The organism is Nonlabens ulvanivorans (genome assembly GCF_000732625.1).
Taxonomy (GTDB): domain Bacteria; phylum Bacteroidota; class Bacteroidia; order Flavobacteriales; family Flavobacteriaceae; genus Nonlabens; species Nonlabens ulvanivorans.
This window is the reverse complement of record NZ_JPJI01000032.1, coordinates 884,374-910,707: the sequence shown is the minus strand read 5'-3', so window position 1 is coordinate 910,707 and position 26,334 is coordinate 884,374. Positions and strand designations below refer to the sequence as shown.

The 26,334-nt window shown below is 36.4% G+C and carries 19 protein-coding genes and 1 tRNA gene; 4 read left to right on the top strand and 16 right to left on the bottom strand.

The window, feature by feature from the left end; genetic code table 11:
- Positions 1-88: 88 nt before the first annotated feature.
- The 4 genes from IL45_RS11200 to ruvB form a co-directional block, all read right to left on the bottom strand.
- Entirely contained in the window at positions 89-691 is a 603-nt protein-coding gene (locus IL45_RS11200) for a hypothetical protein (RefSeq protein ID WP_036583921.1), read from the bottom strand.
- A gap of 118 nt (positions 692-809) precedes the next feature.
- A complete protein-coding gene (locus IL45_RS11195) occupies positions 810-1,316 on the bottom strand; it encodes a hypothetical protein (RefSeq protein ID WP_036583919.1) in 507 nt (168 codons plus the stop codon).
- A gap of 498 nt (positions 1,317-1,814) precedes the next feature.
- Positions 1,815-3,161, bottom strand: coding sequence for a cytochrome P450 (locus IL45_RS11190; protein ID WP_036583916.1), 1,347 nt, complete (start codon positions 3,159-3,161; stop codon positions 1,815-1,817).
- Positions 3,158-4,189: a Holliday junction branch migration DNA helicase RuvB gene (gene ruvB / locus IL45_RS11185; protein WP_036583913.1), complete on the bottom strand. Its 1,032-nt coding sequence runs from the start codon at positions 4,187-4,189 to the stop codon at positions 3,158-3,160. Before ruvB ends, IL45_RS11190 begins: the two co-directional genes overlap by 4 nt.
- A 150-nt stretch (positions 4,190-4,339) precedes the next feature.
- Here ruvB and IL45_RS11180 point away from each other — a divergent pair, with 150 nt between their 5' ends.
- The gene (locus IL45_RS11180; protein ID WP_036583910.1) at positions 4,340-4,846 is read left to right on the top strand and encodes a peroxiredoxin-like family protein; all 507 of its coding nucleotides are present in this window, start codon (positions 4,340-4,342) and stop codon (positions 4,844-4,846) included.
- A gap of 58 nt (positions 4,847-4,904) precedes the next feature.
- Here IL45_RS11180 and IL45_RS11175 read toward each other — a convergent pair whose 3' ends face one another.
- From IL45_RS11175 to IL45_RS11140, 8 genes are read right to left on the bottom strand one after another with little or no spacing between them, the layout of a single operon-like run.
- Complete coding sequence (locus IL45_RS11175) at positions 4,905-6,725, bottom strand: cytochrome c oxidase subunit I (protein ID WP_051788717.1); 1,821 nt, start codon at positions 6,723-6,725, stop codon at positions 4,905-4,907.
- A 5-nt stretch (positions 6,726-6,730) separates the two neighbouring features.
- Positions 6,731-7,807, bottom strand: a complete 1,077-nt coding sequence (locus IL45_RS11170; RefSeq protein ID WP_036583907.1) for a cytochrome c oxidase subunit II — start codon at positions 7,805-7,807, stop codon at positions 6,731-6,733.
- 22 nt (positions 7,808-7,829) lie between these two features.
- On the bottom strand, positions 7,830-9,203 hold the full coding sequence (locus IL45_RS11165; RefSeq protein WP_036583904.1) for a hypothetical protein: 1,374 nt from the start codon (positions 9,201-9,203) through the stop codon (positions 7,830-7,832).
- A 21-nt stretch (positions 9,204-9,224) separates the two neighbouring features.
- Positions 9,225-9,959, bottom strand: a complete 735-nt coding sequence (locus IL45_RS11160; RefSeq protein ID WP_036583902.1) for a c-type cytochrome — start codon at positions 9,957-9,959, stop codon at positions 9,225-9,227.
- A complete protein-coding gene (locus IL45_RS11155; RefSeq protein ID WP_036583899.1) occupies positions 9,959-10,492 on the bottom strand; it encodes a DUF3341 domain-containing protein in 534 nt (177 codons plus the stop codon). The genes IL45_RS11160 and IL45_RS11155 overlap by 1 nt, the downstream gene beginning before the upstream one ends.
- A 5-nt stretch (positions 10,493-10,497) precedes the next feature.
- A complete protein-coding gene (gene nrfD, locus IL45_RS11150) occupies positions 10,498-11,937 on the bottom strand; it encodes an NrfD/PsrC family molybdoenzyme membrane anchor subunit (protein ID WP_006796172.1) in 1,440 nt (479 codons plus the stop codon).
- Positions 11,938-11,964: 27 nt separating this feature from the next.
- The gene (locus tag IL45_RS11145) at positions 11,965-15,036 is read right to left on the bottom strand and encodes a TAT-variant-translocated molybdopterin oxidoreductase (protein WP_036583896.1); all 3,072 of its coding nucleotides are present in this window, start codon (positions 15,034-15,036) and stop codon (positions 11,965-11,967) included.
- A 21-nt stretch (positions 15,037-15,057) separates the two neighbouring features.
- The gene (locus IL45_RS11140; protein WP_036583893.1) at positions 15,058-16,401 is read right to left on the bottom strand and encodes a c-type cytochrome; all 1,344 of its coding nucleotides are present in this window, start codon (positions 16,399-16,401) and stop codon (positions 15,058-15,060) included.
- A 184-nt stretch (positions 16,402-16,585) separates the two neighbouring features.
- Between IL45_RS11140 and IL45_RS11135 the strand changes: the two genes are divergently transcribed.
- Entirely contained in the window at positions 16,586-16,960 is a 375-nt protein-coding gene (locus tag IL45_RS11135) for an SPOR domain-containing protein (RefSeq protein WP_036583890.1), read from the top strand.
- 74 nt (positions 16,961-17,034) lie between these two features.
- Here IL45_RS11135 and infB read toward each other — a convergent pair whose 3' ends face one another.
- From infB to rimP, 3 genes are read right to left on the bottom strand one after another with little or no spacing between them, the layout of a single operon-like run.
- The gene (gene infB / locus IL45_RS11130; RefSeq protein WP_036583888.1) at positions 17,035-19,881 is read right to left on the bottom strand and encodes a translation initiation factor IF-2; all 2,847 of its coding nucleotides are present in this window, start codon (positions 19,879-19,881) and stop codon (positions 17,035-17,037) included.
- A 29-nt stretch (positions 19,882-19,910) separates the two neighbouring features.
- Positions 19,911-21,143: a transcription termination factor NusA gene (gene nusA / locus IL45_RS11125; protein WP_036583886.1), complete on the bottom strand. Its 1,233-nt coding sequence runs from the start codon at positions 21,141-21,143 to the stop codon at positions 19,911-19,913.
- A gap of 9 nt (positions 21,144-21,152) precedes the next feature.
- Positions 21,153-21,620: a ribosome assembly cofactor RimP gene (rimP, locus tag IL45_RS11120; RefSeq protein WP_036583883.1), complete on the bottom strand. Its 468-nt coding sequence runs from the start codon at positions 21,618-21,620 to the stop codon at positions 21,153-21,155.
- Positions 21,621-21,765: 145 nt separating this feature from the next.
- Between rimP and IL45_RS11115 the strand changes: the two genes are divergently transcribed.
- A complete protein-coding gene (locus tag IL45_RS11115; RefSeq protein WP_036583881.1) occupies positions 21,766-22,587 on the top strand; it encodes a universal stress protein in 822 nt (273 codons plus the stop codon).
- A 132-nt stretch (positions 22,588-22,719) separates the two neighbouring features.
- On the opposite strand, the gene IL45_RS11110 is transcribed toward IL45_RS11115, so the two are convergent.
- Positions 22,720-22,790 (bottom strand) — tRNA-Gln (locus IL45_RS11110).
- Between the two features lie 199 nt (positions 22,791-22,989).
- Between IL45_RS11110 and IL45_RS11105 the strand changes: the two genes are divergently transcribed.
- On the top strand, positions 22,990-26,334 hold the full coding sequence (locus IL45_RS11105) for a DUF2723 domain-containing protein (protein ID WP_036583879.1): 3,345 nt from the start codon (positions 22,990-22,992) through the stop codon (positions 26,332-26,334).

Below are 26,334 nucleotides of genomic sequence, written 5' to 3'. Positions count from 1 at the left end.
GATTATCTAAATTTGATTGTTTAATAGTTAATAATTATTGTGTTACGGTTAAATATTTATAGACTGCCGTTACAGCAGCAGTCTTGTTTTAATCAAAACTTGTGCTTTGCAATGAAATTGACTCTATATCAAAATGTCCTTGACTGATAATTAAACTATCCATTGGGTTCTCTATATTCAACAGCTTAGCCTGAAATACTCCTGAAATAATATAGAAATTCCCTGAATCCTGATTGTCTTCAATTACTTCAATTGAACCAGAGCCTTCAAATGAATGGTAGTTTGAATAGTCTCCTATAGCCGAATTCCAAAAGCTACCGTATAAATAATTATTATTTGGCCCATCGACTCCTCTCAAACCATTTGCAGCACCAATTTCATATCTTCCTTCCTTGTTAATGAAATAGTCTTCCAAATGAATATATAATGATTTAGTTTTATTACTCTTACGATCAAATACATGAATTTCCCAATTATCTGTTTCGGTTTGCACTACACGCAATCCCTTATTTTCACTATTAATTGTAGATTGCCCATCTCTAGGTTTAAAGAATTCCCCATCAATCAAACAACCAAATGTGTTTTCTCCTGTCATGGTGATGGGTGGTAATAAACTTTCTTGAGGCGGTGCGTCATCAGTAGTGCAAGCAATAAGAAGTAAACATGCGATAAGAGTTTTTAAGATTTTCATAAGATTGTATTTTAAGCTTTTGCAATAGCGAGATTATCTAAATCTGATTGTTTAATGGTTAACAATTATCGTGTTACTGTTAAATGTTTATAGACTGCCGTTACAGCGGCAGTCTTGTTTATGGAAATGAAACATCGAATAATTGAGGCGTTTTAATATCAAATCTACCAATTGAGACACTTATAGTATCTGTTGGATTATTAAAACGAACTAAATTACCTCGAAATGTTCCAGACCTTATTGTTTGTACATTCTGAATAACTTCAAATTTTGTTAATGAAACTATTCCTGATTGGTCGAATGATAGATATTGTTGATATGTTTGAGCCTTATCACCCCAAATTGTACAATGCATATAGTTATTATTGTTACCATCCAGCCCTCTAAATCTATTTGAACTATTTAATTGGTAATTGCCTTCTCCAGTTTCAATAAGGTTTTCTAAGTGGATTAAAATTGATGCCGTTTTAATACTTTTAAAATCTCTTGCATCTAATTCAATACTTTGATTACCGCCTCCAATAACTCTCAAACCTCTATCTTCTGTATTGAAAGTACCCGTTCCATCACGAGGCCTAAAAAACTTACCTTCAATCAAACAACCAAAGGTATTTTCTCCTGTCATGGTGATAGGTGGTAACTAACTTTCTTCTGACTGGATATCATCTGTGTTACATGAAGTTATCAATATGATAACTATAGTAGTGAGTAGTGTTTTCATAACAAATTATTTAATAGATTCATATCAAATCATCTTTTTTGCTATGCATAAAGTGCATATTTATATACAGTGCGCGTAAGCACATGTTTAATGATCTAATAAGATTATAATTTTACTCAACTAGTTAGGGAAGAATCACTAGCAATTTTGATTACCTAAACTTATAGGAATTTACTTTTAAAAATGTTAAAGAAAGGTTAACGAAAAATAAGTTAACTTCTTAATACAACACAATCAATTGATTTACAAACTATTACATAATTAGTAAATATAGCTATTCAACTTTAAGACAACATTATAGACAATGCTTAAACACTTAATGTTATTCATTTTTTACGCAAAACTCTCTTAGGTCTTTTTACAAAAATGTAATGTTTAAGAAAATACTAAAAAGTAAACTTATTATCTACTTTGAAAAACCAAGTTAGCATTCTTAGGCTTCAAAGTGATCAGTGGATGGTAATCAATATGATCTTGAACGGTTGTGATTTCAAAACGTTCTACCATTCTTCTTATGACCAGCATCATTTCCATCATGGCAAAATTATTCCCTACACACATCCGAGGTCCAGCGCCAAATGGAAAATAGAAATCTCGGTAGGCTTTAGCTTTTTGAGCTTCAAATCTGGATGGATCAAAAGCTTCTGGATTTCCCCATAAGTCTTTACGTCGATGCATTTCATAAAAAGAAACCAACCAAATGCTTTCTTTCTCTATAACTATATCTTCACATTCATCTGCCTCTAGCGCTACACGATCCGTTACATAAGCTGGTGGATACAATCTTAGCGTTTCTTCCACGCATTGCTTGAGATATGGCATGGCCATCAATTGGTTCATTAGTGTTTCGTCAAGATTGGCTTTTGAAACATCTTCTCTAGCCTTTTCTATTGTTTCTGGATGATGCGCTAGTAATTGCGCTGCAAAGCTTAAAGCGTTTGCCGTGGTTTCATGTCCAGCAATAAATAATACTAGAATCTCATCTACTAGTTGATCATCATCCATGTGACTTCCATCCTCATAAGTACTATGAAGTAACATATCCAGTAAGTCACCAGGTTCATTCTTACTATCACGACGGTTATTTATAATAATACGCAGTATATCTCTCGCTTCATCGACCATTGCCAATGCATGAGGAACACTATTTGTTCCAGATAGCCACTCTCTATCAAAGTACCACTTCATCCATGGGATACGCAGTTCTTTGATCAACATCTTTTGAGCTTGCTCTGTAATTTCTTGAAGTCTAGAAATCTTTTGTTCTAAGTTCTCTATGTCAGCAAAATCAAATAAACTTCTTGCCACAACCTTAAAAGCAAGATCATTAAAAATGGCATAAACATCTGTAATCTCATCTAGTTGAATGCGATCGAGCTCTTCTTTAACTACCACATCCATAGTAGCCATAAAGTTATTAATAGAACTTTTATAAAATGCTGGCTGGATCAATTTTCTGTTTGCTCTCCACTTTTCACCATTTTCCGTCAATAACCCATGACCTATATACTTTCCTAAATCCTCTGTCTGTAAAGATGATTTATGATAATTCTTTTGATTCTTTTGGAGAATGTGCTGTGTGATTTTCTCATCACAGGTAAAGTGAATCATAAGTCCCGGCTTAGGACTTATCTTAAAGGTATTCCCATACTTCTCAAAATTCTCTCTGTGGAATGGTAATGGATCTTTGTAAATCTGTCTGGATTTAGCTAAAAAAGTAAGTGCTGGAACCTGAGCTATTTCTTTCATTGATTGTCAAATAAACCTCCTAATGCATTTCCTTTAATCTTACCTAAATGTTTATAAGCTAGCTCAGTCACTTCACGCCCACGAGGTGTGCGCATAATAAAGCCTTGTTGAATTAAAAATGGTTCGTACACTTCTTCAATAGTTTCTGCACTTTCAGACACAGCAGTTGCAATAGTTGTTAGCCCTACCGGTCCACCTTTGAACTTATCGATAATAGTCAGTAAGATTTTATTATCCATCTCATCAAGACCATTTGCATCCACATTTAAGGCTTTTAATGAATATTTAGCGATTTTAAGGTCAATACTACCATTACCCTTAATCTGGGCAAAATCACGCACTCTACGCAGCAATGCATTAGCGATACGAGGCGTCCCACGACTACGACCAGCAATTTCTATTGCAGCATCTTCATCAATAGGCACTTTTAAAATTTCTGCACTACGAGTGACAATAGTAGAAAGTAATTCTGTTGAATAATATTGTAATCTAGATTGAATCCCAAAACGGGCACGCATGGGTGCTGTAAGTAAACCGGATCTTGTAGTCGCACCTATTAAGGTGAAAGGTGCAAGATTTATTTGAACTGTCCTAGCATTAGGACCAGTCTCAATCATGATATCAATCTTATAATCCTCCATAGCACTATATAAGTACTCTTCAACAATCGGACTTAATCGATGTATCTCGTCTATAAATAGCACATCACGCTCGTCAAGATTAGTAAGTAATCCAGCAAGATCACCAGGCTTATCCAACACAGGTCCAGAAGTCACTTTAATACCAACACCTAATTCATTTGCAAGAATATGGGCTAGCGTTGTTTTACCCAATCCTGGTGGTCCATGAAACAAAGCATGATCGAGTGCATCATCACGCTGATTTGCAGCTTCAACAAAAATTTTGAGATTTTCGAGCACTTGATCTTGACCAGCAAAATCATCAAAACTTAAAGGTCTTAACGCTCTTTCAACATCATTTTCTTCATGAGAGAAATGACTTCCAGTGGGATCTAAATGTTCGTTCATGTATCAAAGATAATGTTCAATCTGCTGCTTTGATAATATAGAGATGAATTTATTACGCTTTCGCGAAAGCGTAATAACAAAAGCTTAACTCAATTTAATAATAACTTATGACCTTGCCTAAAACATCGTTTGTATCTTAAAAGAAAAATAATGAAACCAAAACAGCATACCCCAAAATTAGAAGTGACTTTGATAGACCAAACTAAATGGTCTCTAGAAAGTCAAAAGCCGAATAAATACACCTTGACCGTATTTTATCGTGGATATCACTGTCCCGTATGTAAAAAGCAACTGGAAACTGTAACCGATCACTTGCCAGACTTTAAAGAAAGAGGTATTGATGTGATAGCCATAAGCATGGACAGTAAGGAAAGAGCAGAAAAATCATCAAAGGAATGGAATGTAGAAGGATTGACCATAGGATATGATTTACCAGTAGAAACTGCAAAAGAATGGGGACTTTACTTATCAAAAGCGATTAGTGACAAAGAACCCGACTTGTTTTCAGAACCTGCTATATTTTTAATCAAGCCTGACAAGACTTTATTCTTTGCATCGATTCAAACAATGCCATTTGCAAGACCTAAAATAGCTGACCTTATCAAATCCATTGATTTTGTAGAAGACAAACACTATCCTGCAAGAGGTGAAGCTTAAAACTTATGTATAAAAAAAGCCGCTAAATAGCGGCTTTTTTCATGTGACAGAATCATAATTAATGATTCATTTCTTCTTCTCCATCTTGCAAAGGAATATGTTGTGGAGTGTAATCCTGTCCTGGTATTACATACTCACCATTTTCATTCACTTTTGAGTAATCATATGCCCAACGATGAACATGAGGAATAGGTCCATCCCAGTTACCGTGGATATGCTTATCTCCTGTAGTCCATTCCAAAGTATTAGATTTCCATGGATTTGCTGGCGCTTTCTTACCATAAAAGATAGACTTAACAAAATTGTAAACAAATATCAATTGCGCAAGTGCAGTTGCAATAGCAAAATATGTAATCAATTGATTAGTGTCAGCAAGGTCATCAAAATAAGGGAAGTTAGTATTTGTGTAATAACGACGAGGTAAACCAGCCATACCTATAAAGTGCATCGGGAAGAAAACGCCATACGCACCAATCGCTGTCAACCAGAAATGTGCGTAACCAAGATTTTTATTCATCATCTTGTTAAACATCTTTGGGAACCAGTGATAAACTCCTGCAAACAATCCATAAAGCGCAGAGATACCCATTACTAAGTGAAAGTGAGCTACAACAAAGTAAGTGTCATGAACATTTATATCTAGCGTACTATCACCTAAAATGATACCTGTTAATCCACCAGTAATAAATGTAGAAACAAGACCTATAGAAAACAACATTGCCGGATTGAGCTGCAAATTACCTTTCCATAACGTGGTTATATAATTAAATGCTTTTACTGCAGATGGAATCGCAATTAATAGAGTTGTAAATGTAAATACTGAACCTAAGAAAGGATTCATTCCAGATACAAACATATGGTGACCCCAAACAATTGTTGACAAGAACGCAATCGCTAAAATAGACGCTACCATCGCTCTATAACCAAAAATAGGTTTACGCGAGTTAGTGGCAATAATCTCAGATGTAATACCTAAAGCAGGTAATAATACAATGTAAACTTCCGGGTGACCAAGGAACCAAAAAAGGTGCTCAAATAAAACTGGAGAACCTCCTTGATGTGCTAGTACTTCACCTTTGATATAAATATCAGACAAGAAGAATGAAGTTCCGAAACTCCTATCCATTATCAATAATAAAGCCGCTGCAAATAATACTGGGAACGAAACAACACCAATGATAGCAGTTACAAAAAATGCCCAGATTGTCAATGGAAGTCTAGTCATAGACATACCTTTTGTACGCATGTTTATGACAGTTACAACGTAGTTTAATGATCCTAACAATGAAGAAGCAATAAATATAGCCATAGAAACTAACCATAATGTCATACCCATACCTGAACCAGGCATCGCCTTAGCTACAGCACTTAATGGAGGATAAATGGTCCAACCAGCTGCGGCAGGTCCTAATTCAACAAATAAAGAACTAATCATTATTGCAGAAGAAAGGAAAAACAACCAATAAGAAACCATATTTAAGAAACCTGAAGCCATATCACGAGCTCCAATTTGTAAAGGAATCAAAAAGTTAGAGAAAGTTCCACTTAAACCAGCTGTTAAAACGAAGAATACCATTATGGTACCATGAATAGTAACTAATGCTAAGTAAATATTAGGATCCATTACACCACCTGGTGCCCACTTACCTAATAGCGCTTCAAAAATAACATTTGGTTGCTCTGGATTTGCAATCTGCATTCTCATTAGTACAGACATTAAGATACCTATAGCACCCATAATAAGTCCCGTAATAAGATATTGCTTAGCAATCATCTTATGATCTGTTGAGAAAATGTATTTTGTTACAAATGTTTCTTTGTGATGGTGATGACCATCATCATGTCCATGCTCTGTTGCTGCTGCAATCACTTGTCCCATATATCTTAGTTTTCAGCGTTAGCTAAAGTTGTTTCAAAAGTTGTTTGTGTTTCTAACCACTTATTGTAGTCTTCCTCAGATTCAACTACTATCTTCATTTGCATATTGTAATGTGACGCACCACATATTTTATTACACAATAAATAGTATTCAAATTCATAAGGATCCAAAGCTACATCACCTGCAGCCTCTAATTCTTTACTTTTTTGTCGTCTAATTTCGTTAATCTTACGAACTTTTTCAGTCATAAATTCAGTTGACTTATAATCCTCAGAAGTTACAGTGGGCGTAAAGCTAAATTTAGTCACCATACCTGGTACAACATTCATCTGAGCTCTAAAGTGAGGCATGTAAGCAGAGTGTAAAACGTCCTGACTACGGAAATTAAAGACTACTGGTCTGTTAACCGGTAGATGTAATTCTGTAGCTACCATATCATCTTTACCATCAGCATCTGTAGGATCAATACCTAAAATATTAGCTCCTTCGATAAATCGCACGTTAGCATCTCCTAAAGTATTATCAGCGCCACTATATCTAACTTTCCAGCCAAATTGATAAGCATATACTTCCACTACTAACGGATCCTCATGTTTATCTACGTCCATAATATCATTCCACGAGAATAATCCCCACAAAATAAGACCAGCTAAAACAACCACAGGGATTGCAGTCCATATAAATTCCAATCGATCATTATCAGCATAGAATAAAGCTTTCTGACCTTTTCTACCACGATATTTATAACTAAACCAGTGTAATAATGCTTGAGTTAAAAATTGAACGATCATGATAACCACTGTCGTCAATAATAACAATGAATCATATTCTGCCCCATGAGCAGATGCAGCATCTGGTAAGAAATAATCTTGATAACCTATAAAACAAGCAATCATCATTACATACATCGCGATAACGAAGTAAAGCATGTATTTACCTTGACGATTATTATCGGCGTCATTGGCGATTTCACCATCAGCACCGTTTGCTTCTGGAGATTTTCCTAGCTGAACAATTTTTGAAATTTGCCATAAAGCAATAACAAACAAAGCAGCAATTAATATGATAAGAAATGCAGTCATTTCAGTGTTTTTCTATAATTAATTAATAGTGAAAATGTTTACTTTCTCCAATAAATGGATCTCCTTTTGCAAGTAACGGAGCTTTTGAAATAGTGTTGAATATTACTAACAAGAAAATACCTGCAAATAACATAAACGAGCCTATTTCAGGCATACCGATAAACCAAGAATCACCTACAGTAGCCGGCATAACCATTACATAAATATCTAAATAGTGACCTAGTAAGATAAAGATTCCTGCAGTTACAACAAACCAATTCACACGCTTAAAGTCGGAATTCATAAGAATTAATAACGGGAATAAGAAGTTAATCGCAACCATACCAAAGAATAATATATTGTAGTCTTCTATTCTTGTAATAAAGTAAGTTACCTCTTCTGGGATATTAGAATACCAAATCAACATAAACTGAGAGAACCATAAGTAGGTCCAAAATATACTAATACCAAACATGAATTTAGCTAAATCATGAATATGTGAATCATTGATAAATTCTAAATGACCTCTGGATTTTAAGTAAATAGTTACTAATGCGATCACTGTAATACCACTAACGAACATACTAGCGAACACATACCATCCAAATAATGTTGAGAACCAGTGAGGATCAAAACTCATGATCCAGTCCCAAGACATAATAGATTCCGTAACAATGAAGAAAACTAGAAACATAGCAGAATGCTTGAATCCTTTTTTGTACCATACATTTCCTTCTGGCTCTTCATCTTGTTTAAGCGAGAACTTACGGATATTCCATCTGTATAAGTTCCATCCTACTAAAAATGCACCAGCTCTAATTAACCAAAAAGGGACATTTAGGAATCCTGTTTTACCTGCAACTAAAGCATCATAATTTTCATGACCTACTTCTGCCACACCAGGATTCATCCAAGTAAAAATATGATTAGCACCTAAACCAGTAGCAAGAAGTAATACAAACATTAATATACCACCAACTAGTAAATAGCTACTGATACCTTCCATAACTCTGAATAAACCAGGAGACCATCCTGCTTGCGCAACTTTCTGAATTGCGTAAAAAGCGGTACAACCTAATGCTATCATAAAAAAGAAAAAGCAAGCAACATATAGTGCTGACCAAGGCTTGTTTGCTAATTGATGATACAAGTGCTCTACGTGATCAGACTCGTGACCAGATGCATGTTCATCACCATGAGCATTGGAAGCGTGTGCATCATCATGAGCATCATGTGAAACCACTTGATGAGTATCTGTAGAACCATGGCCATAGCCATGTGAAGCATCGTTTGCTAACATTTCTCTTACTGCATCCTCAGAGGCAGGCGCACTTAAAAACCCACCTACGGTAAGTAATGCCCCTAATCCAATAAGGACAAATGCGAAAATTTTTAATTTACTTGAAACTTTGTACATATAATAAAATTTCGTGGTCGATTACTCGCCTTCAGTTGATGAATGATTTTCTACTTGACTACCGTGGTCGTCTTCATGAGCGTCCTCACCGTGCATTTCAACACCATGATCATCGACTGCATGATTTCCTAATTGAGATTCCATTTCCAATTCATCTTGAACTGAAACAAAATCCTTAGCGTCTTGACCTTTTAAGTCTCTAGTTAGTGCATCAACATGATGAGCTATTTGCCATCTTTCTTCAATAGAAGTTTGAGAAGCATAAGAACCCATATAGTTAATTCCCCAATACATTACATGATAAATAGAACCTTGAGAAATATCACGATCTGCATAAGAAGGTACACCTAGTATTTTTTCATTCTTAACTAAGTGACCTTGACCATCACCTTTAGTACCATGACATATTGCACAATATATATTGTACAATTCCTGACCAGAAGCTAGATTTTCTTCTGTATATGGCAACGGGTTTTTTAATTCTGCTTTCGCGGAAGCGTAACCTTCATTACTGTTTGCATATTCATAAGGTAACCAACCTCTATTAACTGTTCCTTCTACAGGAAGTTGAGCCTCAACATTCCCGTCAAATATGTCTCCTTCTTGATAGGTTTCATAACCTACCGATTCGTACATATTAGGGAAGTATTGTACACTTCTGTCTGACTTAGCATCTACTGCATTACTATCTCCACCACATGAAATAATCATCAGTGAAGCAAAGGCGTAAATGAACGTTTGAAAATATCTATTCATTAGTGTGCGTCTTTGTCAATTATTTTTATTTCTACAGCACCAGTGTCATGTAAAAATTTACTCATTTCTTCAATATCTTTTCCAGTAGCATCAATCTCCATCAAAAAGTGATCATCAGTTGTACGTACATCTGGATTCTCAGCAGATTTAAACGGCCATAATCTACTTCTAAGATAGAATGTGATAACCATTAAGTGAGCCGCAAAAAATACCGTCAACTCAAACATGATAGGCACAAATGCCGGCATATTTTCTAAATAAGAAAAACTAGGCTTACCTCCAATGTTTTGTGGCCAGTCCTGAATCATTATATAATTCATCATTACGGTAGCCACTGTAAGACCAACGAGACCATAAAGGAATGCATTGATGGCTAAACGAGTATCTGCAATACCCATTGCTTTTTCTAGTCCGTGCACAGGAAAAGGAGTAAAAACCTCTTCAATGTGATAATGCTTTTCTCTGACTTGTTTTACTGCACCGAGTAAAACATCATCATCAGTATAAAGAGCGTGTATAGTTTTATCTGACATAATTACTACTTTGAAGGATGAGCAATAGGGTCACCAGATGCGGTGTCCGATTCAACATTAGTTCCTTTTTGTTCTCTTAATTTCTTATACTTACTTCCACTTGATTTAAGAATTGACTTAACCTCTGCTTGTGCTATTACAGGGAACGTTCTTGAATAAAGTAAGAACAAAACAAAGAAAAATCCAATTGTACCAATAAAAATTCCTATGTCAACAAAAGTTGGAGAGAACATTGTCCATGATGATGGAACATAATCTCTGTGAAGAGATGTAACTATAATCACAAAACGCTCAAACCACATCCCGATATTTACTACAATAGAGATTACAAAAGAGAACATAATACTTGTTCTTAATTTCTTGAACCACATGAATTGAGGTGAAAACACATTACAAGTCATCATCGCCCAATATGCCCATGCATATGGTCCAGTTGCCCTATTTAAAAATGCATATTGTTCATACTCTACACCAGAATACCAAGCTACAAAAAGCTCTGTGATATATGCAACACCGACAATAGAACCCGTAATCATAATTACGATATTCATTAATTCAATGTGCTGAATAGTAATATAGTTTTCTAAGCTTACCACTTTTCTCATTACGATAAGAAGCGTATTTACCATAGCAAATCCAGAGAAAACTGCACCTGCAACGAAGTAAGGCGGAAATATAGTAGTGTGCCATCCAGGGATAACTGAGGTTGCAAAGTCAAAAGATACAATCGTGTGAACCGAAAGTACTAACGGTGTTGCTAATCCAGCAAGAACGAGAGATACCTCTTCAAAACGTTGCCAATCTTTAGCTCTACCTGACCAACCAAAGGAAAGTATACCATATATCTTTTTGTTAAAAGGAGTAATTGCTCTATCTCGTATCATCGCAAAATCAGGAAGTAAACCTGTCCACCAGAATACTAAAGAAACTGAAAGATATGTGGAAATCGCAAATACATCCCAAAGTAGAGGTGAATTAAAGTTAACCCATAAAGAACCAAACTGATTAGGAATAGGCAATACCCAATAGGCTAACCACGGACGTCCCATGTGAATAATTGGAAATAAACCTGCTTGTATTACCGAGAAAATAGTCATCGCCTCTGCAGAACGGTTAATGGCCATCCTCCACTTTTGACGGAAAAGCAGAAGAACCGCAGAAATCAACGTTCCAGCATGACCAATACCAACCCACCATACAAAGTTGGTGATGTCCCATGCCCATCCAATTGTCTTGTTAAGACCCCAAACACCTATACCGGTGGAGATCGTATAAATAATGCATCCTATTCCATAAAGAAAAGCTACAAGAGCGATTGTAAAGACAATCCACCATTGTTTGTTAGCAGCACCTTCTACAGGTGCAGCAATATCTCTTGTTACGTCTGAGTAAGACTTATCTCCTGTAACTAGAGCTCTTCTTATGGGCGCTTCGTAATGAGCCATAATGTATCGATTAGTTTTCCTTAATTATTATGCGTTTCTTACTTTAACTTGATATATCACGTTAGGTTCAGTTCCAACTTCCTCTAATAAATGATACATACGGTCACTATTTTTAAGTTTAGTGATTTCAGATTCTTTATCATTGATATCACCAAATTTAATTGCTCCGTTTGAACAAGCATTTGAACATGCCGTAGCAAATTCTCCATCTTTGATCATACGTCCATCTTTCTTAGCTTCAAGAATTGTCATTTGTGTCATTTGCATACACATAGAACATTTCTCCATAACACCGCGAGATCTCACCGTAACATCAGGATTGATCACCATGCGACCTAAGTCATTATTCATGTGATAATCAAACTCATCATTGCCATTATATAAGAACCAGTTGAAACGACGTACCTTATATGGACAGTTATTTGCACAGTAACGAGTACCTACACAACGGTTATAAGCCATATGATTCTGACCTTGACGGCCATGTGAAGAAGCTGCCACAGGACATACAGTTTCACAAGGTGCGTGATTACAATGCTGACACATTACTGGCTGGAATGCCACTTGTGGATTATCTGCTGGATTTTCTAACTCACCAAAACCACCTAAAGATCCATTATCTCCAAATAAGCCTTCGAATCCATCTTTCTTGTCTTCATCTGATTCAAAACTATCTGTAGAAGAATAATATCTATCAATACGCAACCAGTGCATATCACGTGATTTTCTAACTTCTTGCTTACCTACAACTGGCACATTATTCTCTGCATGACATGCAATAACACAAGCACCACAACCTGTACAAGCATTAAGATCTATAGACATATTAAAATGATGACCCGTTGAACGATCAAAACTAGTCCATAAATCTACATCTGGTGAAGTTACCGGAGTCTCAATATGATTAAGAGAAACTTCTGGCATCGGATTAAACTCGTGTTTATCTCCGTTTATATATGTAGTTAAATCAGTCTCGCGTATGATATCGCGACCCATCATTGTATTTTGTAATTGTGTACATGCAAACTCATGTTCTCCACCAACATTCTCTACAGTAACAGCCTGGATTGAAGAACCACTCTTAAAGAACGGATATGCATTTACACCAGTCTGCATTTCAGCTTGTATAGAAGCCGTCTTACCGTATCCTAAAGCGATACCAATAGTTCCTTGAGCTTGTCCTGGCTGGATTAATGCCGGCAACTTACGCTCAACGCCATTCATTTTAACCACAACATAACTACCGTTCAAACCACCGTTTGCTACATTCTCATTTTCAACACCTAATTGTTCTGCATCGATTTGCGAAATAGTAACATAATTATCCCACGTAGTACGAGTAATAGGATCTGGAAGCTCTTGTAACCATGGGTTATTAGCTTGCGCACCATCACCTAAACCAGTTTTAGTATACAATATCAATTCAAAACCAGAAGGCTTTTTAGAATTCACTAACTGAGAAAGCGCGCTATTATCTGAAACCGAAGCAACAAACTCTGATGCGTTTTCATCAACCTGCAAGCCGACATTAGATGTAAAGAAACCGTCTTGTAAGGCTTGAGACCAACTCGCACCGTTACTTTTAGAATATAGCTTTAAGTAATCCTTATAAGATTGATCGCTACCAGACCATTTCAATAAAGTATCTTGTAATTGGCGAGTATCAAAAATAGGACGAATGGTAGGCTGTGCTAAAGAAACAATTCCCTTCTTTATCTCTGTATCTCCCCATGACTCAAGATAATGAGGTGTTGTAGCTACATAATCACATTTCTGCGCTGTTGAATCTTCACGTGAGGCAAATGAAACCGTTAAGGCAACTTTTTCCATCGCTTTCGCGAAAGCATCACTATTATCATAACTATAGATAGGATCGACACCAGCCACAAATAACGCACCAACTGAACCAGATTGCATTTCTTTAACCAACTGATCCACCGCTAAACGATTCCCTTGACGAGTCATTATCGGAGCAGCAGTATCTACTATAGAACTATTTAATTTTTCATTGATAGCAAGAACTAATTGCTGCGCTGCTTGATCAGGAAGACCACATAACACAACGGCTTTACTACCAGCTTTTGAAAGCTTTTGAGCTGTTTGCTCAACCACCTTAGCAACTTTATCACTCAAAGAGACATTAGCCGCACCACCAACTAACTTACTATACAAAGCAGCAAGAATATGCTTTTGCTCTGTAGGAGTTACTGGATAACGTAAATCTGCATTCGCACCAGAAAGAGTCATGTTAGACTCAAACTGAACATGATGCGACATACTTTTATTAGATGGCACTCTTGATGCAGAATAACCCTTATCAAACCCACCACCTTGCCAGTTACCTACAAAATCAGCACCTATCGAAACAATAGTCTCAGCATCAGTGAAATCATAATCAGCAAGACCACGAACACCATATTTAGACTCAAAAGCATTTAACGCACCATCTTCACCTACCGTATCGTAAGTAACGTGACGAACATTAGAATACTTCGACTTAAGCATCTCTATAATAGCCATTGTGGAAGGACTAGCAAAAGTTTGAGTCAATACTGCAAGTGTTTTGCCATTTAACTCATTAAGCTTTTGAGCGACTTCTTTATCTAAAGTTTCCCATGTAGACTCAGCACCTTTTACAAGAGGTGTCTTTAAACGATTATTATCATATAAAGATAAAACAGAGGCATGAACACGTGCATTTGCATGACCACGATATTTTGCATCTTTATTACTCTCTATCTTAATAGGACGACCTTCACGCGTTTTCACTAATATACTAGCAAAATCATAACCATCTGCGATAGTTGTTGCATAGTAATTAGCCATTCCAGGAATAATTTGCTCTGGTTGGTTTACGTAAGGCACAGAATAAATTACTGGTCCTTCACATGCAGCCAATGAAGCTGCAGCGGTACTAAAACCAACATACTTTAAGAAATCACGACGTGTAGTTGAAGACTCCTCCATTACCTCGTTATTCCCTAAAAATTCTTCAGTAGGAATAGGTGCAGCAAATTCGTTTTGCTCAAGATTCTTTACAATCTCATTGCTTTCATCGAGCTGCGCTGTACTTTTCCAATATTTCTTAGTAGTAGCCATATATCTCTCTAAAACTATTTATTAATAGTGGCATTTACCACATTCAAGACCACCTAAATCTGCAATAGTAAGTTGTTTACCACCACGTTGCTTAGACAACTCTTCATGAATTTTTTCGTAGTACCCGTTATTTGCTAGATCTACATTAGTTTCTCTGTGACAGTTAATACACCAGCCCATCGTTAAAGGTGAGTATTGATACATAACTTCCATTTCCTCTACAGGACCATGACATTGCTGACAAGCTATATTTCCTGCCGTAACATGCTGCGCATGGTTGAAATACGCTAGGTCTGGCAAGTTATGAATACGAACCCATCTTACCGGCTGCGTTTCACCCGTAAATGCTTGCTCATCTGAATCCCATCCAGTTGCTGCATATAACTTTTGAATCTCTTTATTATAATCGACTCCATATTCATTTATACCTTCTTGGTAAGTTGCATCTGCAACTTCACCTACAGACTTATGACAATTCATACAAACATTCAATGAAGGAATACCTGAATGCTTAGACTCTCTAGCACTAGAGTGACAATACTTACACTCTATTTGATTAGTCCCAGCATGTATTCTATGCGAATAATGTATAGGTTGCACCGGAGCATAACCTTGATCCACACCAACTGACATTAAAGCACCATAAGCAAAATATGCACTTGCTAACAATAAGAACACTGCGCTTACCAATACCAAGAATTGATTCTCAGCAAAAGCCTTCCAAATAGGACGACGCACTTCTTTTTCTTCTTCAAAGTCAGTTTGAATACCATTAGCATCTGCAAACCTCTTTAATGTACTGTTTACAACAAAAAGCAAAGCAACTAATAGTACTAATATGAGCGCCAGCGCTGCCAGAACGATACTATTTAAAGAGTTATCTGTGGCACCAGTAGCTTGACCACCACCTACAGCTCCCGCAACCGCAGCAGCCGGCGCAGGCTTAGGTGTATCAGTATACGCAAGAATATTATCAATGTCTGTATTCGATAATTGCGGAAAAGCATTCATCGCAGTCTGATTATACTCATTGTAAACCGCTACCGCTTGCGCATCACCACTAGCAATTAAAGCAGCTGAATTTGTAATCCAACTATATAACCACTCACGGTCATATTTTTGAGATACCTCATGTAACGCTGGCCCAACCGCTTTTTTGTAAAGTTTGTGACAAGACGCACAGTTTGCTTTAAATAAAGCCTCTCCTGCAGCTGCATTCCCAGATCCGGATGCTTCAACAGGTGCCGCTGGCTCGCCATCATTTGTGGCTGCATCCTGACCGTAAACGCTTAATGTTGAAAACGTTACAAAAACAGACGCAAGTATAAATTGCCAAGCGGAAAAATGTAATTTCCTTTTTATCATGTCTTTTACTGAATATTGCAATAAATTTGGCACAATAATTACGGTATTTTACCGTATCGTAAATGCTGCCGCAAAAATAAGGTATAAAGTCTATAATTTTGCAGCAGTTAAATTGAACAAAATAATTTATAATAATTCTAAATAAACTCGCTTTCGCGAAAGCGGAATAACAAAATCCATAGATATGCATAAGCACCTGAATTCAAGAATAGTAGTAACCGTAGCAATATTAATGTTGAGCTCCATAGCGCTTGCCCAACATTCAAATCAAGTTGAAGAAACTAAAATAGAAAGCCTTATTTCTAAAAAAATATCTATGGATAAGGAAGGAAAATTCAAAGATCGCTACACCATTCAGTTGTTTTATGGAGAAATAGAAGGGGCTAAAAAAATAGAAGCAAAATACAAAGCAAGCCCAATGACATGGGAATCAAACCTAGAATATGAAGCACCCAATTTTAAATTATGGGTAGGTAGTTACAGAAACAAATTAGAAGCAGAAAGAGCGTTAATTGAAATTAAGAAAGAATTTCCTAACGCATTTATATTAAAGCCATAATTTAAATATCTCTTAAAAATCAAAAAGGCGATTTCTAACGAAATCGCCTTTTTTTTATAAATAAAATTGAAAGATTATTTCAACTTTTTCTTTACCTCTACTTCACGGAAACATTCTATAATATCTCCTTCCTGAAGGTCGTTGTAGTTTTTAATTTGCATACCACATTCATATCCTTTTGCAACCTCCTTAACATCATCTTTAAACCTCTTTAAGGCAGAAAGCTCACCAGTGTAAACAACAACACTATCACGTATTAATCTTACACCACTATTACGATATATCTTACCGTCAGTAACCATACAACCAGCAATAGTTCCTACTTTAGATATTTTAAATGTTGCTCTAATCTCTGCATTACCAGTAATCTCTTCTTTAAGTTCTGGAGAAAGCATTCCCTCCATAGCATCTTTAAGGTCATTAATAGCATCATATATGATTGAGTACATGCGGATATCAACTTCTTCCTGCTCTGCAACAGATCTTGCATTACCTTGAGGTCGTACATTAAATCCGATAATGATTGCATCAGAAGCAGAAGCTAGAAGCACATCACTTTCTGTAATTGCTCCAACCGCTTTATGTATAATATTAACTTGGATCTCCTCAGTAGACAACTTCTGGAATGAATCTGTTAATGCTTCAACAGAACCATCAACATCTCCTTTCAGTATTAAGTTCAATTCTTTAAAGTCACCTAATGCAATACGACGACCAATCTCATCAAGAGAAAGAGTTTTTTGCGTTCTAACAGATTGCTCACGCTGTAGTTGAGTACGTTTTGAAGCAATATCTTTCGCTTCTTTTTCATCCTCAAATACATGGAACTTATCACCTGCAGTAGGTGCGCCATCTAAACCTAATATTGAAACCGGTGTAGAAGGACCAGCTACATCGACGTTATTACCACGCTCGTCTTGCATCGCCTTAACCTTACCATGATTACGACCTGCAAGTACGTAATCACCTATCCTCAATGTTCCTGCTTGCACTAACACGGTAGAAACATAACCACGACCTTTATCTAAGAACGCCTCTACGACAGTTCCGACAGCAGGTTTGTCTGGATTAGCTTTAAGATCTAACAATTCAGCTTCTAGCAATACTTTTTCTAATAACTCTTCAACACCTTGACCAGTTTTTGCAGAGATATCATGAGATTGGATTTTACCACCCCAATCTTCTACAAGCAAATTCATTTGAGCAAGTGCTTCTTTAATTTTTTCAGGATTAGCCGCTTCTCTATCTACTTTGTTTATTGCAAAGATAATAGGCACACCAGCTGCTTGTGCGTGACTAATTGCTTCTTTAGTTTGAGGCATCACATCATCATCTGCTGCAATTACAATAATAGCAAGGTCAGTAACTTGCGCACCACGAGCTCTCATCGCTGTAAATGCTTCGTGACCTGGTGTATCTAAGAATGCGATCTTTTGACCGTTCTTTAATTGAACACCATAAGCACCTATATGCTGTGTTATACCACCACTCTCACCTGCAATAACATTTTCTTCACGGATATAATCCAATAAAGATGTTTTACCGTGATCAACGTGACCCATAACTGTTACAATAGGAGCTCGTGTAGTTAAGTCTTCTTCACTATCCTCAACTTCAGTTATGCTCTCTTCAATATCTGCGTTAACAAACTCAACATCATAACCAAATTCTTCTGCAACAATAGAAATAGTTTCTGCATCAAGTCTTTGGTTCATTGTCACCATCATACCTAATGACATACAAGCTCCAATCACTTGGTTAACAGCAACATCCATCATAGTAGATATATCACTTACTGTTACAAACTCTGTAACTTGTAAGATTTTCTCTTCTGAATCAGCTTGTTCTTGAGCTTCAACCTTTTCACGGTGAGAATCTCTTTTATCACGACGATATCTAGCCGCTTTAGACTTAGAGGACTTTCCTTGAAGCTTTTCAAGAGTCTCTCTTACCTGCTTTTGGATTTCTTCTTCTGTAGGCTCAGCCTTAACTATAGGAGTGCGCTTTTGAGCAGGACCACGTCTATTACCACCTGAGCGATTTCCTCCAGAACCAGATGAGCCCGGAGATTTTGTTATCCTCTTACGCTTGCGCTTGTTAGGATCCTCCTTTTTCTTAGGCTTTTTAAATTGAGATAAGTCAATCGTTTTACCTGTAACTTTTAAACCACCAAGTTTCTGATACTCGGTTTTAATCTTTTCAGGCTCTTGATTTACTTCGGGAGTCTTAGCTTCAGAAGTCTTATTTTCAGTAGATTTAGTTACTGAAGTTTTTTCAACAGACTCCTTCTTTGCATCAGGCTTTTTATCTACTTTAGGCTTATCAACTTTGGATTCCACCTTAGGCGATTTCTCAACTTTAGGCTTTTGTGAAGCTACATCTTTCTTCTTAGAAACAGGTCTCTTCTTAGGTTCAAGATCTATTTTACCTTTCACCTTCGTCTCTTGCACCTTTGGACGGTTAGAAACAATTTTAGGAGAAGAATCTTCAACTACTTCAGTTGGAGCTGGCTCAACTTTCTTTTCGACTGGTTTTTGAGGCTCTTCTTTCTTTTCGACAGGTTTTGCATCAGCGCCACCAGATAAATCAACTTTACCTACTTGCTTAGGACCGTCAAGAGTGGCTTTGGCTTTAATAACTTCTTGCCTTTTTTGCTTCTCTTCCTGCTCTTTCTCACGCTGCTCGCGCAACTCTTCCTGTTCTTTGCGACGCTCTTTACCAACTTCTTTAGAAGCTACCTTCTTACTCTTGTCAGTTTGAAACTCATCTGCAAGAGCCTTGTATACATCTGCATCGATTTTTGTAGTCGGTCTAGCTTCAATCTCAATTCCTTGAGCAGCTAAATGTTCTACAGCACGATCCAGAGATATATTAAATTCTCTTAGCACCTTATTGAGTCTCATGTTCTTTACTTCGGCCATAAATGGTTATGGGTTGACTTTTATTTTATCTAATCTTCAAATTCTGATTTAAGGATATTCACAACCGCAATGACTGTTTCCTCCTCTAAATCTGTACGCTTTACTAAATCAGTAACATCTTGTTCTAAGATACTTTTTGCCGTATCTAATCCAATTTTACTAAATTCCTGAATGATCCAAGGCTCGATTTCATCGCTAAACTCAGCCAGCTCAACATCTTCCTCGGCACCATCTCTAATAACATCAATATCATAGCCAGTTAATTTACCAGCTAATCTAATATTATGACCTCTTCTACCAATTGCCTTTGAAACCTCTTCAGGGTTCAATCTTACTTCAGCTTTTTTAGTCTCTTCATTTATTTCCATAGAAATAATTTTTGCAGGACTTAAAGCTCTAGCAATATACAACTGAGTATTTGAAGTATAATTAATAACATCAATATTTTCATTCCCTAGCTCTCTAACAATACCATGTATACGAGAACCCTTCACTCCTACACAAGCTCCAACAGGATCAATACGATCATCATAGCTATCTACTGCTACTTTTGCTTTCTCACCTGGTTCACGAACAACTGCTTTAACAGTAATTAAACCATCGAAAACTTCTGGGATTTCTTGTTCAAAAAGCTTTTCTAAGAACTTAGGAGAAGTTCGAGAAAGTATAATATTAGGCTTATTACCTCTCAACTCAACACTCTCGATAATACCTCTAACATTCTCTCCTTTTCTAAAGAAGTCAGAACCAATCTGACGATCTTTAGGCATAATGATTTCATTTCCTTCATCATCCAACAAAATGATTGCTCTATGTCGAATGTGATGAACCTCTGCACTATACAATTCTCCTTCAAGCTCTTTAAAGTGCTTATAGATATTTGTATTATCATGCTCATGAATCTTAGCTATAAGATTTTGTCTTAATGCTAGAATTGCACGTCTACCCAACTGAATTAACTTTACCTCTTCAGCTACATCTTCACCAACTTCATAATCTGGCTCAATTTTACGAGCTGCCGTTAATTCAATTTCTGAATTATCATCTTCAACTTCACCATCAGCGACCACAACACGGTTACGCCAGATCTCTAAATCTCCTTTATCTGGATTAATAATAATATCAAAGTTATCGTCATCGCCGTACTTTCTTTTGAGAGCACTTCTAAAAACATCTTCTAAGATCGCCATCAACGTGACACGATCTATCATTTTATCATCTTTAAACTCAGAAAAAGACTCGATCAATGCGAGATTTTCCATATTCACTTATTAATTAAATGTTATAATCACTTTTGCTTGTTTAATGTCGTCATATTTGATCGACCACTCTTTTTCAACCGTTACTTTTCCTTTCCCAATCGGTTTAGGCTCTCTCGCCTTCCACTGAATTGCAATACCTTCATCATTTGCAGATACCAGCTCACCAGTTTCTTTCTTTTTCTCCCTATCAATAACCTCTAACTGCCTACCTACATTTCTTTTAAATTGCCTAGGCAATGTAAGCGGCGCACTTGCACCAGCACTAGCTACTTCTAGAGAAAAATCAACCTCATCTCTATCTAGGTTGTGTTCCACCGCACGCGATATAAAAATACAATCAGCAACAGTCACACCTTCATCACCATCTATAATAACTTTAATGTCATTACCTCCATCTATTGTCATCTCCATAAGGAACAAATCTGGTCGCTCCTCAAAGGCATCATCGAGTAAATCTTGTACGGTATCTTTCAGCATATTTTATAAAAAGAGGGGACATCTGTCCCCTCATATTGTTTAAATACTTTGCAAATATACGACTTTTTTAGGCTTTTGCAAGCGATATTTCACACTGTCAGCTTGAAACAGAATTACTTATCTTTATAGTCCTAAATCCAACTCTATGAAAAAAATAATCGTACCTACTGATTTTTCAGAACAAGCAGACAATGCTTTGCGTGTTGCGGCAGATATAGCTCGTGAAAACAATGGTGAGATTTTCTTATTACACCAATTAGACCTTCCTTTACATCTGGCAAATAATGCCAGCTCAAATTTACCGGAAGCTGTTTTTTTTATGAAATTAGCCAAAGAAAAGTTTGACAACTTACTAAAAGCAGATTATTTAAACGACGTCACCATACATGGTGATGTTGAAACTGGCGCAGCCTTCAGCGGTATCATGGATACTGTAAAAAGACATAATGCAGACTTAATTGTAATGGGTAGCCATGGAGCTAGCGGCATGAAAAATATTTTCATAGGTTCAAATGCAGAAAAAGTAGTGCGCAATTCAGAAATCCCAGTACTTGTTATTAAGGACCGTAAAAAAAGACTAGATGTTAATGAATTTGTTTTTGCAACAGATTTAGATCCAGAATCTAGTAACGCGCTTAAAGAGGCAGCTGCATTTGCAAAAGGCACTGGATGCAAATTACACTTGCTCTATGTAAATACTCCGTCAAATTTTTTAAATACTCAAAAAGCAGAACAAAAAGTAAAGGAATACCTAAAAGACATTAATGTCGAACCTACTGATTACACTATTTACAATGATTTCTCCATTGAAGAAGGTGTTTTTAACTTCACTAAAGATATTAAAGGAGACTTAATAGGTATGGCAACGCATGGAAGACGCGGTATATCGCATTTCTTTAATGGCAGCGTTAGTGAAGATATTGTAAACCACTCATCCTTACCTGTTGTTACCTTTAGGATCAAATAGTTATTAATGATATCGCTTTCGCGAAAGCATAAAATAAAAAAGCACCTCGATATCCTTGAGGTGCTTTTTCACATATACAGTTATTATAAAAGCAAAAAAATCCTGACTCAATTAAGAATCAGGATTTAAAAGTTGTCCCACAAGGACTCGAACCTTGAATGACGGTACCAAAAACCGGAGTGTTACCATTACACCATGGGACAAATTCGGATGCAAATTTAAAACAAATAAGTTTTTGAGCAAATAGAATTCGATTTTTTTCTCAATTAATATCATTTTTTTCAAATTGACACGTTGAATAAATATTTCACATCTCTCTAACTCAATTATAACTGAGTAAGTTGAGTTACATCATGTAGGTTAGATATATTAATATTATTTTCGCCTTAGCTAAAAAATACTATGAAATTGAATTACAATCAACTTAACAAAATAGCTGGCTGGGTCGTATTTGCGATCGCCTTAATCACCTACTGGCTTACTGTTGAACCTACCGTAAGTTTTTGGGACGCAGGTGAATACATAGCCACTTCATCTGGACTTCAAGTAGGACATCCACCAGGAGCACCTCTTTATCAAATGCTAGGTGCGTTTTTCTCCATGTTTGCTTTAGATAAAAGTCAAATCGCATATATGGTTAACATGATGTCTGTTTTCTCCAGTGCGTTTACAATCTTATTCATGTTTTGGTCTCTAACGCTTTTATTAAAAAGACATGTCTTAAGAGAGGCTAGTAATGATTTTATGATTTTAGGAGCGGCAGCTATAGGTAGTCTTGCTTATACTTTTTCCGATAGTTTTTGGTTTAATGCTGTTGAGGCAGAGGTTTATGCTCCTGCTGCCCTATTAATGAGCGCATTATTTTACATGGGGTTATTGTGGGAACGAGATATGTTTTTACCTCGAGGTAATAAATGGCTAGTACTAATATCCTTTACGGTAGGTCTATCATTCGGCGTTCACTTTATGGGAATACTTACGATTCCGGCTATTGGAATGCTTTGGTATTTTAAGCATTATAAGAAAATTACACCTTTGAACTTTGTTATCGCAAATATTTCAGTCGTTGCTGTATTACTTTTTGTTTTCAAATTACTACTACCATATACGCTGTCTATTTTTGGATACATGGAAGTATTTTTTGTTAATGATATAGGATTACCTTTTAACTCTGGTTCTATTATAATGTTAATCCTAGTGATTGCATTGTTTGTTTTCTTGATTCGATTTTCGCGTAAGCGTAATAAACCTTTATTAAACACTATCACACTATGTGTCATGTTTGTACTAATAGGGTTTTCTTCATGGACTATGTTGCCTATACGAGCTAATGCTGGGACTCCTATCAACGAAAACAACCCAAATGATGCCCGTGCACTATTAGCTTATTATAATCGTGAGCAATATCCAGCACCAGCTTTATTTTATGGAGAAGCATTCACAGATATCTATGCAGGATTAGATCCTGAAACCCCATATCTAGACGAAAAACCTAAGTATGAAAAAGATCATAAATTAGGAAAGTATGTAATCGTAAATAATTATAAGAATTCTTTACAAAACACACACGATGACCATAAAGGTTTATTCCCAAGAATGACGGACCCATCTAGAGCGACTAATTATATAGACTTTATGGGTGGTTTAAATTACTATGTTAAGCCAGAATATGCGTCTAGTATGGAATTGCAAACTGTTCTCGCAGATTACAAACGCAATTATGAAAATGGTCGTATAAGTGCACAGGAATATGTAGATTTTCTAGTAGAATTAAGAGAAGCTGTTGTTATTGAAAAACCTGATGGGCTAGACAACGCTTCTTACTTTTTGAACTATCAAGTACAATATATGTACATGAGATACTTTATGTGGAATTTCACTGGTAGACAGAATGACATTCAAGGAGAAGGAGATCCTTTTAACGGTAACTGGATTAGCGGAATACCTTTTATAGATGAATGGCATCTAGGAACTCAAGACAACCTCTCTGAGGACATGCTCAATAATAAAGGTCGAAACACCTATTTCTTTTTACCGCTAATATTAGGTCTCATAGGTATGATTTTTCATGCTAAAAAAGATTTGAAGTCATTTTATGTGACGCTGGTACTTTTCTTATTTACAGGGCTAGCAATTATAGTCTACCTTAATCAAAGTATGTATCAGGTTCGTGAACGTGATTATGCTTATGTGGGTTCTTTCTTGGTATTTGCCATGTGGATAGGTATGGGCGTTTATGCTATTTATGAAGGTATTAAAGATTCTATATCTGTAAAAACAGCAAGAATTCTATCTCTTACCGTTTGTTTTGCAGCGGTTCCATTATTAATGGCATTTCAAAACTGGGATGATCATGATCGATCTGGAAAATATTCAGCTTTAACTAGTGCAAAAAAATACCTAGACAGCTGTTTACCTGATGCATTAATCTTTACGATAGGTGATAATGACACTTTCCCATTATGGTATTTACAGGAAGTAGAAGGTTATCGAACAGATGTGAGAGTAGTTTGTACATCATTACTTGCTACAGATTGGTACATGGACGACATGAAGAAGAAAGCGTGGGATAGTGATCCAGTACCTTCTACATTAACACATGATAAGTACACCTATGGTACCAGAGATGCCTTATGGTTTGCAGATAAAGAGCGTGTATTGCAGCGTACCGGTGGAAAAAGTTCTTTACCTGACACCTTGGACCTTAAAGACTGGATGGAATGGGTGGCAAGTGATAAGAAAATTACTCAAGAACAAATGCGTAACGATCATTGGGAACATACTTTCCCTACAAAATTCATACGCATACCTGTAAATAAAGAAGCGGTTCTTAAAAATGGCGTTGTACCTCAACGAGACGCTGATAAGATAGTTGATGAAATTGTCATTGAAATTAATAGCAGCTTAGTTTATAAGAACAGAATGTTTATGTTAGATATTATCAATGCCAACAACTGGGAACGCCCTATCTACTTTTCTGGTGGAGCATTTGGCGATGATGACTACATATGGATGAAAGACTATCTACAATTAGACGGCTGCGCATTCAGATTATTACCTATTAAGACTGAGCCAGAAAATAGACGTGATCCATTTGATATGGGACGTGTAGATCCAGACCGTGGTTATGAGATTCTTAAAAAATGGGATTGGGGAAATAGTGGTAATCCAGATATGTACTATGATGTAGAAACCAGACGTAATAGTGTAGGTTATCGCAGCAATGTAACCCGTGTTGCAGAAGCACTTACTAAAGCTGGTGATTATAAAAGGGCAGAAGAGATTCTAGATTTAGGTATGGAGAAAATGCCTCTAGACCTTTATGGACATTATTCAATGATAGAACCTTTTGTAAATGGATATTATGAAGTAGGCCAGGTTGATAAAGCTCAAAATCTTTTAGATCGTGTAATTTTAAAATATCAAGATGAAATCGATTTCTATAAAGCTCTTAATATTGATGAACGTAGAGCAAGTTACTCAGACATTATTGCTGCAGTTGAACGTTACAGAAGTCTTGTAGAATCTGCCATCTTTTATGAAGACGATAAAATGGTACAAAAACACAAAGATGTTTTCAATCAATATGTTCTAGAATTCACTCAATTCTATAGCCCAGAAGAGACAATAGGCGGATCGAGTAGAGAAGAAATTCCGACGAGTGAATTGGATAATATTTTTCAAGAAGCGACAGATAATACTGTCACTGAAGATATTATAGAAACAAATCCCCAAGACACACCATAA